We start from the raw sequence: 13,745 nt of genomic DNA, 5'->3' as shown, positions 1-13,745 counted from the left end.
CACACACCCGGGCCGCGCCAGGACGCCACCAACGACCCTGGCGCGGCCCGCGGCACATCGGGACACCCGAAAACCCCCCGAATTCCCACCCGTGCTTGATCACACCACGGAGGCCCTGCGGTGAGCGAACTGCCGCAACAGCTGGCCAACGGACTCATCCTCGGCGCGATGTACGGACTCATCGCGATCGGCTACACGATGGTCTACGGAATAGTCCAGCTCATCAACTTCGCCCACGGCGAGATATTCATGGTCGGTGGCTTCGGAGCGCTCAGCGTCTACCTCGCCCTCCCCACCGGCACCTCCCTCGCCCTCGCCCTGCCGGTCATGCTCCTCGGCGGCATCGCGGTATCCGTCCTCGTCGGCATCGCGGCGGAACGCTTCGCCTACCGCCCGCTGCGCGGCGCGCCCCGCCTCGCCCCCCTCATCACCGCCATCGGCCTGTCCATCGCCCTCCAGCAAGCCATCTGGAAGTGGTACCCCGACGGCAAACAGGCCCGCGTCTTCCCCCAGTTCAAGGGCCGCGCCCTCGACATCCTCGGCGCCACCGTCCAACGCGGCGACCTCTTCGTCCTCATCGCCGCACCGCTCTGCATGATCGCCCTCGGCTTCTTCGTCGCCCGCACCCGCAGCGGCCGCGCCATGCAGGCCACCGCCCAGGACCCCGACACCGCCAAACTCATGGGCATCAACACCGACCGCATCATCGTCCTCGCCTTCGCCATCGGCGCCGCCTTCGCCGGCGTCGCCGCCGTCGCCTACGGACTGCGCACCGGCGAGGTCCAATTCCGCATGGGCTTCATCATGGGCCTCAAGGCCTTCACCGCAGCCGTCCTCGGCGGCATCGGCAACATCTACGGCGCCATGCTCGGCGGCGTCGTCCTCGGCATCGCCGAAGCCCTCGCCACCGCCTACGTCGAAGACATCCCCGGCATGCAGCAATTCGGCGGCGGAGCCTGGAAGGACGTCTGGGCCTTCGTCCTCCTCATCCTCGTACTCCTCCTGCGGCCACAAGGCCTACTGGGCGAACGCGTCGCGGATCGGGCGTGATACCGATGACCACCACCACCGCAACCACCCCCCGGGGCCTCCTCCCCCTCCCCGAACGCACCGCCCGCCTCACCACCGCCGCCGGCGCCCTCGCCACCACCGCCACCACCGGCCTCTCCTGGACCTGGAGCAGCGACTTCCCCGGCGACCTCACCTACTACGGCTCCCCCGCCGGCCTCCAGATCGTCACCCTCACCGGCGGCCTCCTCACCCTCCTCCTGGCCGCCTCCGCACTCGGCCTGCGCGGCCTGACCTGGCTCACCCCCGCCGGACGCCACGCCCCCACCCTCCTCGCCGCCCTCGCCACCTTCGCCGCGACCTGGTTCACCCTCGGCGCCATCGCCGTCCAACTCGGCGGCCTCGTCAACCTCGAACCCGGCGGCTTCGCAGCCGGCGCCGCCGCACTCCTCACCCTCCTCGGCGCCCTCGCCCTGCCCCCCGACCAGCCCCCCACCGACCCGACCGGCAACCCCTGGCAACGCTTCACCGCGCTCCTGACCGCCAGCCCCCTACGGCCCCGCGGCCGCCCGCTCCCCACCTGGGCCGAGATCCTGACCATCGCCGCCGCGTTCGCCGCCGGACTGATCGCCTTCACCTACGGCATCGACACCGACGACGGCGCCCCCTTCGTCGGCTACCTCCTCTTCATCGCCCTCGCCGTCCCCGCGCTGCACCGCGCCGGACTCATCGCGCGCCTCACCGAACTCACCCACCGACACCGCGGCATCGCCCTCACCGCAGCCTTCCTCGCCGCCGCCAGCTTCCCCCTCACCCAGGACACCGACCAGTACACGATCATCGGTGCCAACATCCTGATCTTCGCGACCGTCGCCCTCGGCCTCAACGTCGTCGTCGGCCTCGCCGGCCTCCTCGACCTCGGATACGTCGCCTTCCTCGGCGTCGGCGCCTACGCCGCAGCCCTCGTCTCCGGCTCCCCCGAATCCGCGCTCGGCCTCCACTTCCCCTTCTGGGCCGCCCTCCTCACCGGAGCCGCCGCCTCCCTCGTCTTCGGCGTCCTCATCGGCGCCCCCACCCTCCGGCTACGCGGCGACTACCTCGCCATCGTCACCCTCGGCTTCGGTGAGATCTTCCGCATCGCCATGCTCAACCTCAACGGCACCACCGGCCCCGACGTCACCAACGGCGCCATGGGCATCCCCAACATCCCCAACCTCGAAATCCTCGGCTTCAACTTCGGCGAAACCCACGACATCCTCGGCATCCCCATCGCCACCTACGGCAACTACTACCTGCTGATGATCCTCGTGACCGCCCTCGTCGTCCTCGTCTTCCGCCGCGCCGCAGCCTCCCGCATCGGCCGCGCCTGGATCGCCATCCGCGAGGACGAAACCGCCGCCGTCGCCATGGGCATCAACAGCTTCCGCCTGCGCCTCCTCGCGTTCGCCCTCGGCGCCGCACTCGCCGGACTCGCCGGCACCGTCCACGCCCACGTCGTCACCACCGCCACCCCCGAACAATTCCAATTCGCCGGACCCCAACCCCCCAACTCCGCCTTCCTCCTCGCCGCCGTCATCCTCGGCGGCATGGGCACCCTCAGCGGCCCCCTCGTCGGCGCCGCACTCCTCTTCCTCATCCCCGCCAAACTCGACTTCCTCCAGGACTACCAACTCCTCCTCTTCGGCATCGCCCTCGTCCTCCTCATGCGCTTCCGCCCCGAAGGCCTCATCCCCGACCGCCGCAAGCAACTCGAATTCCACGAAACCGGTCAACTCGACGTGCCCGACCAACGCCTCCCCGACCCAGCCGCCACCACCGGCGTCACCAAGGCAAAGGCGTGACGACCATGACCACACCACCCACCCTCGCACCCGCCACTGACAACGCCCCCACCGACAACGACCCCGTCCTCCGCGCCGACGGCGTCACCATGCGCTTCGGCGGACTCACCGCCGTACGAGGAGTCGACCTCACCGTCCACCCCCGCGAAATCGTCGGCCTCATCGGCCCCAACGGCGCCGGGAAAACAACCTTCTTCAACTGCCTGACCGGCCTCTACATCCCCACCGAAGGCACCGTCTCCTACAAAGGCACCGTCCTCCCACCCAAACCCCACCTCGTCACCAAGGCCGGCATCGCCCGCACCTTCCAGAACATCCGGCTCTTCGCCAACATGACCGTCCTCGAAAACGTCCTCGTCGGCCGCCACACCCGCACCAAAGAAGGACTCTGGTCCGCCCTCCTCCGCAGCCCCGGCTTCAAAAAGGCCGAACGCACCAGCGAAGAACGCGCCACAGAACTCCTCGAATTCATCGGCCTCGCCCACAAACGCGACCACCTCGCGCGCAACCTCCCCTACGGCGAACAACGCAAACTGGAAATCGCCCGCGCCCTCGCCTCCGAACCCGGCCTGCTCCTCCTCGACGAACCCACCGCCGGCATGAACCCCCAGGAGACGCGCGCCACCGAAGAACTCGTCCTCGCCATCCGCGACAAAGGCATCGCCGTCCTCGTCATCGAGCACGACATGCGCTTCATCTTCAACCTCTGCGACCGCGTCGCCGTCCTCGTCCAAGGTGAAAAACTCGTCGAAGGCACCTCCGACACCGTCCAGGCCGACGAACGCGTCGTCGCCGCCTACCTCGGCGAACCCTTCGAGGGCGCCCCCGGAGAAGCCGAGGCGGCCGAGGTCGCCGCCGCCGAAGCGGCGGCGGACACGGCGGCCGACGCGCCGAGCACCCCCGGCACCACCAAGGGAGAAGCCCCGTGACCGCACTGCTAGAGGTCGAAGACCTCCGGGTCGCCTACGGCAAGATCGAAGCCGTCAAAGGCATCTCCTTCACCGTCGAAAGCGGCCAGGTCGTCACCCTCATCGGCACCAACGGCGCCGGAAAGACGACCACCCTCCGCACCCTCTCCGGACTCCTCAAGCCCAGCTCCGGGAAAATCACCTTCGACGGAAAGCCCCTCACCGGAGTCGCGGCCCACAAAATCGTCGCCCTGGGCCTCGCCCACTCCCCCGAAGGCCGCCACCTCTTCCCCCGCCTCACCATCGAGGAAAACCTGCAACTCGGCGCCTTCCTCCGCAAGGACAAGGACGGGATAGAAAAAGACATCCAACGCGTCTACGAGCTCTTCCCCATCCTCGGGGAACGCCGCAAACAAGCCTCCGGCACCCTCTCCGGCGGTGAACAACAAATGCTCGCCATGGGCCGCGCCTTGATGTCCCGCCCCAAGCTCCTCATGCTCGACGAACCGTCCATGGGCCTCTCGCCGATCATGATGAAGAAGATCATGGAAACCATCCGCGAACTCCGCGAACAAGGCACCACCATCCTCCTCGTCGAACAGAACGCCCAGGCCGCCCTCACCCTCGCCGACCACGCCCACGTCATGGAAATCGGCCGCATCGCCCTCTCCGGCACCGGCCAGCACCTCCTCCACGACGAATCCGTCCGCAAGGCCTACCTCGGCGAGGACTGACCCCACACACGCATGCGGCCCCGCACCGGTCATCACCGGTACGGGGCCGCACGCACAGTCCGCGCGGAGCCGCGCTACTGCTCCTTCTTCTGCTTCTTCTCCTCGGCGTCCTCGATGACCGCCTCGGCAACCTGCTGCATCGACAGCCGCCGGTCCATCGACGTCTTCTGGATCCACCGGAAGGCAGCGGGCTCGGTCAGCCCGTACTGCGTCTGCAGAATGCTCTTCGCCCGGTCCACCAGCTTGCGCGTCTCCAGCCGCTGCGTGAGGTCCGCGACCTCCTTCTCCAGCGTCTTCAGCTCGGTGAACCGGCTCACCGCCATCTCGATCGCCGGTACGACGTCGCTCTTCGAGAAGGGCTTCACCAGATACGCCATCGCACCCGCGTCCCGCGCCCGCTCGACGAGCTCCCGCTGCGAGAACGCGGTCAGCATCAACACCGGCGCGATGCTCTCCTCGGCGATCTTCTCGGCCGCCGAGATACCGTCCAGCACCGGCATCTTCACGTCCAGGATCACCAGATCGGGGCGGTGCTCCCGGGCCAGCTCCACGGCGGTCTGCCCGTCCCCGGCCTCGCCGACGACGGTGTAGCCCTCCTCCTCCAGCATCTCTTTGAGATCCAGACGGATGAGGGCCTCGTCCTCCGCGATCACGACGCGCGTGGTCAGCGGCGGAACGTGCGACTGATCGTCATCGGCGGCGGGCTGCTCGGGCTCGGCGGCGCTCACGGGACTCCTCATTCCGGTCAGGTGGTGCCCCATGAGCCTACCTATCTCCTGTATGTTTGATGCACGGCGGGTCTCCGTTGACCTTCACTTCGAAGGACGCCCCGGTAGCCCAGCGGTAGAGGCGATGGTCTCAAACACCATATAGCGTGGGTTCGAATCCCACCCGGGGCACTTGACCTTCAATTCGAAGGCTTCACGCGCGATGGGTGATCTTCACTCAACCCGGTGAACAATTCTTCGATCCGGCCCGGCGCGGCAAAGATCGCATCAAGCTCGCATGCATGTACGACCGCAGCACTCGCGAGCAGACCCTGGCCCTCGTCGCCCAAGGCCGCAGCCTCAACTCCGTAAGCAAGCAGACCGGCATATCCCGGTACGCCATCCGCTCCTGGCGGACCAGGGTCGAGCCGCTCTCCCGCGCGACGGAATGTCCGCGATGCGAGCCCGAGCCACGACCACCGGCGGCCACCGAGGCCTACGCCTATCTGCTCGGCCTCTACCTGGGCGACGGGTGCCTCAGCAAGCAGCCCCGGAACCGCGGGTACGCGCTCCGTATCGCCTGCGCGGACGCCTGGCCCGGGCTCATCGTGGCGTGCCGCGAGGCGGTGAAGGCGGTCCGACCCATGAACAGCGTGTGCATCATCCAGCGCCAAGGATGCGTCATGGTGACGAGCTACAGCCACCACTGGCCGTGCCTCTTCCCCCAGCACGGCCCCGGCAAGAAGCACGAGCGGCGGATCGCTCTCGCACCGTGGCAGCAGGAGATCGTGGACGACCATCCCTGGGAATTCATCCGCGGGCTGATCCATTCCGACGGGTGCCGGATCACCAACCGGACGACGCGGACGGTCGGCGGCGAGCGCAGGCGCTACGAGTACCCGCGGTACTTCTTCACCAACATGTCGGCCGACATCATCCGTCTCTACACCAGCACCCTCGACAGGGTCGGCGTCGAATGGAAGCCGGCGCATCAGGCGCGCAGGGCGGAGAACATCTCCGTGGCCAAGCGCAGTTCCGTGGCCCTCATGGACCAACACATCGGGCCGAAGTACTGACAGGGACGGCAGTCAGGTACCTCGGCCCAGCGGGATCTTGTGCGGGTGGGGCTAGTTGGTGGCGTCGGATTCGCCGATGTGGTGGACGCGGACGAGGTTGGTGGAGCCGGGGACGCCGGGCGGGGAGCCGGCGGTGATGATGACCAGGTCGCCCTTCTGGCAGCGGCCGATCTTGAGGAGCTGCTCGTCGACCTGGGCGACCATCTCGTCCGTGGAGTTGACGGTGGGGCCGAGGAAGGTCTCCACGCCCCAGCTGACGTTGAGCTGGGAGCGGGTGGCCGGGTCGGGGGTGAAGGCGAGCAGCGGGATGGGCGAGCGGTAGCGGGAGAGGCGGCGGACGGTGTCGCCGGACTGGGTGAAGGCGACGAGGAACTTCGCGCCGAGGAAGTCGCCCATGTCGGCGGCGGCGCGGGCGACGGCGCCACCCTGGGTGCGGGGCTTGTTGGCCTCGGTGAGCGGCGGGAGGCCCTTGGCGAGGAGGTCTTCCTCGGCGGCCTCGACGATGCGGCTCATGGTTTTGACGGTTTCGGTGGGGTATTTACCGACGCTGGTTTCGCCGGAGAGCATGACGGCGTCGGTGCCGTCGATGACGGCGTTCGCGACGTCGGAGGCTTCGGCGCGGGTGGGGCGGGAGTTGTCGATCATCGAGTCGAGCATCTGGGTGGCGACGATGACCGGCTTGGCGTTGCGCTTGGCGAGCTTGATGGCGCGCTTCTGGACGATGGGGACGGTTTCCAGCGGCATTTCGACGCCGAGGTCGCCGCGCGCGACCATGATGCCGTCGAAGGCGGCGACGATGTCGTCGATGTTGTCGACGGCCTGGGGCTTCTCGACCTTGGCGATGACGGGGAGGAAGCGGTCTTCCTCGCGCATGATGCGGTGGACGTCCTCGATGTCACGGCCGTTGCGGACGAAGGAGAGGGCGATGATGTCGGCGCCGTAGCGCAGGGCCCAGCGGAGGTCGTCCTGGTCCTTTTCGGAGAGGGCGGGGACGGAGACGGCGACGCCGGGGAGGTTGAGGCCCTTGTGGTCGGAGACCATGCCGCCTTCGATGACGACGGTGCGGACCTGGGGGCCGGCGACGTCGGTGACCTGGAGGGTGACCTTGCCGTCGTCGACGAGGATGCGTTCGCCGGTGGTGACGTCGGCGGCGAGGCCGGGGTAGGTGGTGCCGCAGAGGTGGCGGTCGCCTTCGGTGCCGGGTTCGACGGTGATGGTGAACTCGTCGCCGCGTTCGAGAAGTACGGGTCCTTCGCGGAATCGGCCGAGGCGGATCTTCGGGCCTTGAAGGTCGGCGAGGATGCCGACGCTGCGGCGGGTTTCTTCGGATGCTTTGCGGACCCGGTCGAATCGCGCTTCGTGGTCGGCGTAGGTGCCGTGGCTGAGGTTGAAGCGGGCGATGTCCATTCCGGCTTCGACGAGGGCTTTGATCTGCTCGTACGAGTCGGTGGCGGGTCCCAGTGTGCAGACGATCTTTGCTCGGCGCATGTTTCGACCCTATGACTTACCCGGCGGTAGGGAACTGTAAAGAAGTGACTGCTCAACGAGCGCTTGGTGAAAGGCTGTTGACAAGTAATGGAATGCGCGCGAAGGCGCTCCGATGAGCGGAAATTCGCCCTCGCGCGGTGGCGTCTCAGAGTGCGGGACGGGTCATGGTGAAGCGTGCGTTGACGCTGGCGTAGAGGGTTTGGCGCTGGGGTTCGAGGTCGAGGGCGGGGGCACTTTCCTGGACGGCGGCGCCTCCGTAGCCGGCGAAGGAGCGCATGGCCGGGGCGGCGACGGGTGCGGCGTTCTCGGCGCCGAGGTCGGCGATCTCCAAGAGGGCGTCGAGGCGGGCGCCGAGGGCTTCGGCGTATTCGCGGGCGCGCTGGACGGCCTCGTGCACGGCTTGGGTGCGGGCGGCGCGGTGGGCGGGCGAGTCGGGGCGGAGGTCCCACCAGGGGCCGTCGACGCGGGTGAGGTCGAGGTCGGCGAGGCGGGTGGTGAGTTCGCCGAGGGTGGTGAAGTCGGTGAGGGTGGCGGTGTGGGTGACGCGGCCGCGGTAGGCGCGGACGCGTTCGTGGCGGCCTTTGTCGGTGAGTTCGGGGGTGATGCTGAGGGCGCCGGTTTCGAGCTTTTCGAGGGCTTCGGGGTAGCTCTTGATGAGGGTGAGGGCCTGTTCGTTGCGGCGGGTGAGGTCGGCGAGGGCGGTGGTGCGGTCGGTGCCGCGGGCGGCGACGGTGACGGCGATGCGGGCGATCTCGGGGTCGACTTCGAGAGTGGCTTCGCCGCGTACGGCGAGGCGGGGGGCGTCGGGGGTGCCGTAGGGCAGGGGGCCGGGGTCGGTCATGGGTGGCTCCTCGGGCGGGGTGTGGGTGGGTGGGTGCGGTGGGCGCAGGGTTGCACACCGGGGTGCGGATCGTGGGATTCCGGGCGGCCGGGGGGTGTTGCGGAGGGGGTGACTGGGCCAGAATCTACGCGCGTTGCCACGGGTTGTGGTGGCGCTTGTCCGCGTGGATTCAGGGGAGTTGGGATGTCGCTCGACCGTAGGAAGTTCGTGGGGAGTTCCGTGGTGACGGGGGCCGGGGTGGCGCTCGCGGGAGCGGCCGGGGCGCCGGCGGCCGCGGCGGCGGGGCCGGTGGGGCAGCACGGACGGAGTCATGGTCACCGGCCGGAGCGGTACGCGTTCACGGTGATGGGGACGACGGATCTGCACGGGAACGTCTTCAACTGGGACTACACCACGGACGCGGAGTTCGATGACGCCGATCACAACGACGTGGGGCTGGCGAAGATCTCGACGCTGGTGTCGCAGGTGCGGCGGGAGAAGGGCCGGCGCAATACGCTGCTGATCGATGCGGGTGACACCATTCAGGGGACGCAACTGGCGTATTACTACGCGAAGGTGGACCCGATCACGGATCCGGGCGGTCCGGTGCATCCGATGGCGCGGGCGATGAATGCGATCGGGTATGACGCGGCGGCGTTGGGGAATCACGAGTTCAATTACGGGATTCCGGTGCTGCGGAAGTTCGAGGAGAGTTGTAATTTTCCGCTGCTGGGGGCGAATGCGGTGGATGCCCGGACGTTGCGTCCGGCATTCCGGCCGTATGTGCTGAAGCGGTTGCGGTCGCCGCACGGGCGGGTGGTGACGGTGGCGGTGCTGGGGTTGACGAATCCGGGGATCGCGCTGTGGGACAAGGCGCATGTGCAGGGGAAGCTGGCGTTTCCGGGGTTGGTGGAGCAGGCCGCGCACTGGGTTCCGAAGTTGCGGTCGATGGGCGCGGATGTGGTGTTCGTGGCGGCGCATTCGGGGGCGAGCGGGACGTCGTCGTACGGGGATCAGTTGCCGTATGTGGAGAATGCGGCGGCGTTGGTGGCGGAGCGGGTGCCGGGGATCGACGCGATTCTGGTGGGCCATGCGCATGTGGAGATTCCCGAGCGGCGGGTGGTGAACGAGCAGACCGGCCGGGAGGTGGTGCTGTCGGAGCCGTTGAAGTGGGGGCAGCGGCTGACGCTTTTCGATGTGGTGGTGGAGTGGCGTCGTGGCCGTTGGGAGGTGGGGTCGGTCGGTTCGCGGGTGGTGAATTCGAATGCGGTGGCGGAGGATTCGCGGATCACCGAGCTGCTGCGGGCGGAGCACCGGAAGGTGGTGGCGTATGTGAACCGGGTGATCGGTCGGTCGAAGGCGGAGTTGTCGGCGGCGGATGCTCCGGTGAAGGACGTGCCGGTGCTGGACTTCATTGCCTATGTGCAGGCCGAGGTGGTGCGTAAGGCGTTGGCCGGGTCGGAGTTCGCGGGGTTGCCGGTGGTGTCGCAGGCTTCGTGCTTTTCGCGTGCGGCGCGGGTGCCGGAGGGGGATGTGACGATCCGGTCGATGGCGGCGTTGTACCCGTTCGACAACACGCTGGAGGCGCGGGTGTTGACCGGTGCGCAGGTGCGGGAGTATCTGGAGTTCTCCGCGCGGTATTACGTGCGGACGGCTGCGGGTGGTCCGGTGGATCCGGCGCGGATCACGAATGCGGACGGCATTCCGGATTACAACTATGACGCGGTGCGCGGGCTGTCGTACGAGATCGATATCGCGAAGCCGGCGGGTCAGCGCATCGGGAAGCTGAGCTGGGAGGGGAAGCCGGTGGCGGACGATGCGCAATTCGTGCTGGCGGTGAACAACTACCGGGCGAGTGGGGGTGGCGGTTTTCCGCATGTGGCGGGTGCGCGGCAGGTGTGGTCGACGTCGGACGAGATCCGGAATTTGATCATCAATTGGGTGCAGGAGAAGAAGGAGATCGATCCGTCGGTGTTCGCTTCGGTGGACTGGCGGTTGGTGCGGGACGGGGTGCCGGTGTTTTAGCGGGTCTTTTGGCGGAGGGCCGGCGCTTGGCGGAATTGCCGGTCTGTCGGCGGTGGGGTGCGGCGGTGCCGGTGGCGCCGCCGCGCCCTGTTGTCAGTGGCGGGGGACGAGGGTGCTGCCCTGGTTGGGGATGGTGCGGGTGTGGGGGGCGGGGGGCTGTGGGAGGCCGAACGTGGTGAAGGCGGTGCGGGTGGGGAGGGGGTAGGGGGTGGTGTCGGTGAGGTTGTTGAGGATGGTGGCGCTGCGCCAGGCGGCGAGGCCGAGGTCGGGGGCGCCGACGCCGTGGGTGTGGGTTTCGGCGTTCTGGACGTAGAGGGATCCGGTGACGGCGGGGTCGAGGACCATGCGGTGGTGGGCGTCGATGCGGGGGCGTTCGGCGGCGTCGCGGCGGATGTAGGGGTCGAGGGCGGCGAGCAGGGTGTCCATGCGGCGTTCGCGGTAGCCGGTGGCGAGGACGACGGCGTCGGTGGTGAGGCGGGAGCGGGTGCCTTGCTGGGTGTGGTCGAGGTGGAGTTCGACCTTGGTGGTGCCGACGCGGCCGGCGGTGCGTACGGAGACGCCGGGGGTGAGGGTGGCGTCGGGCCAGCCGCCTTGGAGGGTGCGGCGGTAGAGCTCGTCGTGGATGGCGGCGAGGGTGTCGTGGTCGATGGCCTTGTGGAGTTGCCACTGGGTGGGGACGAGGGTGTCGCGGACGCGTTCGGGGAGGCCGTGGAAGTAGCGGGTGTAGTCGGGGGTGAAGTGTTCGAGGCCGAGTTTGCTGTATTCCATGGGGGCGAAGGCGGGGGTGCGGGCGAGCCAGTGCACGCCTTCGCGGCCGGCGGGGCGGGCGCGGAGCTGGTCGAGGAAGATTTCCGCGCCTGACTGGCCGGCGCCGATGACGGTGAGGTGGTCGGCGGCGAGCAGGCGGTCGCGGTGGTCGAGGTAGTCGGCGGAGTGGATGACGGGGACGGCGGGGGCGTCGGCGAGGGGGCGGAGGGGGACGGGGATGTGGGGGGTGGTGCCGATGCCGAGGACGAGGTTGCGGGCGTGGGTGCGGCCGAGGGCTTCGGCTTCGCCGTCGGCGCCGAGTTGGGTGTAGTCGATTTCGAAGGTTTCGCGTTCGGGGTTCCAGCGGACGGCGTCGATCTGGTGGCCGAAGTGGAGGCTGGGGAGGCTCTCGCTGACCCAGCGGCAGTAGGCGTCGTATTCGGCGCGGTGGATGTGGAAGCGCTCGGCGAAGTAGAAGGGGAAGAGGCGTTCGCGGGTTTTGAGGTAGTTGAGGAAGGTCCAGGGGCTGGCGGGGTCGGCGAGGGTGACGAGGTCGGCGAGGAAGGGGACTTGGAGGGTGGCGCCGTCGATGAGGAGGCCGGGGTGCCAGTGGAAGGCGGGGCGTTGGTCGTAGAAGGCGGTGCGCAGGTGACTGAGGGGGTGGGCGAGGGCGGCGAGGGAGAGGTTGAACGGGCCGATGCCGATGCCGGCGAGGTCGAGGGGCTCGTCGGAGGTGGCGGGGTGGGTGAGGGGGGTTTCGGGGTTGCTGCTCATCGGGGGATGTGGCCTTCCACGAGTTTGAGGAGGGTGGTGAGGTCTCCGGTTTGCGTGTGGGGGTTGAGGAGGGTGGCCTTGAGCCAGAGGCCGGTGGGGGTGGTGGCGCGGCCGAGGACGGCCTGGCCGTCGGTGAGGAGGGTGCGGCGGATGGTGGCGAGGGTGGTGTCGTCGGCGCCGATGGGGCGGAAGAGGACGGTGCTGAGGGTGGGGCGGGAGTGGAGTTCGTAGCGGGGGTGGTCCTCGATGAGGTCGGCGAGGGTCTGGGCGGCGGCGAGGGTGCGGTCGATGAGTTCGCCGAGGCCGCGGCGGCCGAGGGCTTTGAGGGTGACGGCGATTTTGAGGATGTCGGGGCGGCGGGTGGTGCGGAGTGAGCGGTGGAGCAGGTCGGGGAGGCCGGCTTCGGTGTCGTCGTCGGCGTTGAGGTAGTCGGCCTGGTGGGTGAGGGCGGCCAGCGCGCTCGGGTCGGGGACGGCGAGCAGGCCGGCGGCGACCGGTTGCCAGCCGAGTTTGTGCAGGTCGAGGGCGACGGTGTGGGCGCGGGCGAGGCCGGTGAGGGCGGTGTGGTGGGTGTCGCTGAAGAGGAGTGCGCCGCCGTAGGCCGCGTCGATGTGGAAACGGGCGCCGTGGTGGTCGGCGAGGTCGGCGAGGTCGGTGAGGGGGTCGATGGCGCCGGAGTTGGTGGTGCCGGCGGTGGCGGTGAGGAGTACCGGGCCGGTGTGTCCGGTGAGGTTGGCGAGGCAGGTGTGGACGGTGTCGGGGGCGAGGATGCCGTTGGGGGTGGGGAGGGTGAGGGGTTCGGGGAGGCCGAGGAGCCAGGCGGAGCGGTGGATGGAGTGGTGGGCGTTGGCGCCGCAGACGATCTGGAGGGGGCCGGTGTGGGGGCGGCCGGGGGCGGGGATGGCTTCGCGGGCGAGGAGGAGGGCGAGTTGGTTGGACTCGGTGCCGCCGGTGGTGATCAGCGCGTCGGGTTCGGCGGCCTGGGGGTAGACGAGCGCGGCGAGGGCGCGGCTGGTGAGGGTTTCGAGGGTGGAGGCGGCGGGGGCCTGGTCCCAGGAGTCGAGTGAGGGGTTGAGGGCGGCCGCGGCGAGGTCGGCGGCGGTGGCCAGGGCGAGTGGGGGGCAGTGCAGGTGGGCGGCGCAGTGCGGGTCGGCGGGGTCGGCGGCCCCGGCGGCGAGGGTGTGGACGAGGGTGCGCAGGGCGGCGTGCGCGCCGGTGCCGTGGTCGGGGAGGAGAGGGTGGCAGGCGTCGCGCACGGCGCGGGCGACGGTGTCGGGGCCGCCCGGCGGGAGGGGGCCGGCGCGGTCCTCGGCGCCGGTGGTGAGGGCGTCGAGGACGGTGTCGAGGAGCGGGCGGAGTGCGCGGGGGCCGTGGGTGCCGCCTGCGAGGGCGGTGCCGGCAGGGGGCACAGACATGGATGTGCTCTTCTTCAGGGAGAGTTGGGGCGGTGTGCCTGGCCGGTCCGGGTAAGGACGAGCTGTTTAGGCGGCCCTAAGTTACTTTCCCCGTACGGCGCGTATCCACCGGTCGCGGTCATACCACCCGTAAGTGGTACGGGTGTACCGCAGGTGTTCGGGTGCGACCGGGTGCCGTGGCGGGGTGGGGGCACCTGGGGGT

At 69.1% G+C, this 13,745-nt stretch carries 11 protein-coding genes and 1 tRNA gene; 7 read left to right on the top strand and 5 right to left on the bottom strand.

Going from position 1 to position 13,745, the window contains the following annotated elements; genetic code table 11:
• The first annotated feature begins 120 nt into the window (after positions 1-120).
• From V2J85_RS16475 to V2J85_RS16460, 4 genes are read left to right on the top strand one after another with little or no spacing between them, the layout of a single operon-like run.
• Positions 121-1,050 (top strand): branched-chain amino acid ABC transporter permease, encoded by a 930-nt coding sequence (locus V2J85_RS16475; RefSeq protein ID WP_261952087.1) that lies wholly within the window; start codon positions 121-123, stop codon positions 1,048-1,050.
• A 5-nt stretch (positions 1,051-1,055) separates the two neighbouring features.
• Positions 1,056-2,849, top strand: coding sequence for a branched-chain amino acid ABC transporter permease (locus tag V2J85_RS16470; protein ID WP_330822009.1), 1,794 nt, complete (start codon positions 1,056-1,058; stop codon positions 2,847-2,849).
• Positions 2,850-2,854: 5 nt separating this feature from the next.
• Positions 2,855-3,778: an ABC transporter ATP-binding protein gene (locus V2J85_RS16465; RefSeq protein ID WP_410011166.1), complete on the top strand. Its 924-nt coding sequence runs from the start codon at positions 2,855-2,857 to the stop codon at positions 3,776-3,778.
• A complete protein-coding gene (locus V2J85_RS16460) occupies positions 3,775-4,491 on the top strand; it encodes an ABC transporter ATP-binding protein (RefSeq protein WP_261952085.1) in 717 nt (238 codons plus the stop codon). The genes V2J85_RS16465 and V2J85_RS16460 overlap by 4 nt, the downstream gene beginning before the upstream one ends.
• Before the next feature lie 74 nt (positions 4,492-4,565).
• Here the strand turns inward: V2J85_RS16460 and V2J85_RS16455 are convergent, their stop codons facing one another.
• Positions 4,566-5,231 (bottom strand): ANTAR domain-containing response regulator, encoded by a 666-nt coding sequence (locus V2J85_RS16455; protein ID WP_410011165.1) that lies wholly within the window; start codon positions 5,229-5,231, stop codon positions 4,566-4,568.
• Between the two features lie 86 nt (positions 5,232-5,317).
• On the opposite strand from V2J85_RS16455, the gene V2J85_RS16450 reads away from it, so the two are divergent.
• Together V2J85_RS16450 and V2J85_RS16445 are read left to right on the top strand one after the other, a co-directional pair.
• Positions 5,318-5,390 (top strand) — tRNA-Leu (locus V2J85_RS16450).
• Between the two features lie 110 nt (positions 5,391-5,500).
• Positions 5,501-6,274, top strand: a complete 774-nt coding sequence (locus V2J85_RS16445) for a transcriptional regulator (protein WP_330822008.1) — start codon at positions 5,501-5,503, stop codon at positions 6,272-6,274.
• A gap of 51 nt (positions 6,275-6,325) precedes the next feature.
• Here V2J85_RS16445 and pyk read toward each other — a convergent pair whose 3' ends face one another.
• Positions 6,326-7,762: a pyruvate kinase gene (gene pyk / locus V2J85_RS16440; RefSeq protein ID WP_261952082.1), complete on the bottom strand. Its 1,437-nt coding sequence runs from the start codon at positions 7,760-7,762 to the stop codon at positions 6,326-6,328.
• 145 nt (positions 7,763-7,907) lie between these two features.
• On the bottom strand, positions 7,908-8,603 hold the full coding sequence (locus tag V2J85_RS16435; protein ID WP_330822007.1) for an SIMPL domain-containing protein: 696 nt from the start codon (positions 8,601-8,603) through the stop codon (positions 7,908-7,910).
• A 183-nt stretch (positions 8,604-8,786) separates the two neighbouring features.
• Here V2J85_RS16435 and V2J85_RS16430 point away from each other — a divergent pair, with 183 nt between their 5' ends.
• Positions 8,787-10,607, top strand: a complete 1,821-nt coding sequence (locus V2J85_RS16430) for a bifunctional metallophosphatase/5'-nucleotidase (protein ID WP_330822006.1) — start codon at positions 8,787-8,789, stop codon at positions 10,605-10,607.
• Between the two features lie 93 nt (positions 10,608-10,700).
• Here the strand turns inward: V2J85_RS16430 and V2J85_RS16425 are convergent, their stop codons facing one another.
• Positions 10,701-12,128, bottom strand: coding sequence for a lysine N(6)-hydroxylase/L-ornithine N(5)-oxygenase family protein (locus V2J85_RS16425; RefSeq protein ID WP_330822005.1), 1,428 nt, complete (start codon positions 12,126-12,128; stop codon positions 10,701-10,703).
• Positions 12,125-13,543 carry a pyridoxal phosphate-dependent decarboxylase family protein gene (locus V2J85_RS16420; protein ID WP_261952078.1) on the bottom strand — a complete coding sequence of 473 codons (1,419 nt, stop codon included), beginning with the start codon at positions 13,541-13,543 and terminating at the stop codon, positions 12,125-12,127. Before V2J85_RS16420 ends, V2J85_RS16425 begins: the two co-directional genes overlap by 4 nt.
• Positions 13,544-13,745: the final 202 nt, after the last annotated feature.

This window comes from Streptomyces bugieae, assembly GCF_036352915.1.
In the GTDB taxonomy this organism is placed as follows: Bacteria; Actinomycetota; Actinomycetes; order Streptomycetales; family Streptomycetaceae; genus Streptomyces; species Streptomyces endophytica.
Note: the sequence above shows the minus strand (reverse complement) of the source record. Positions and strands in the feature narration are given on the sequence as shown.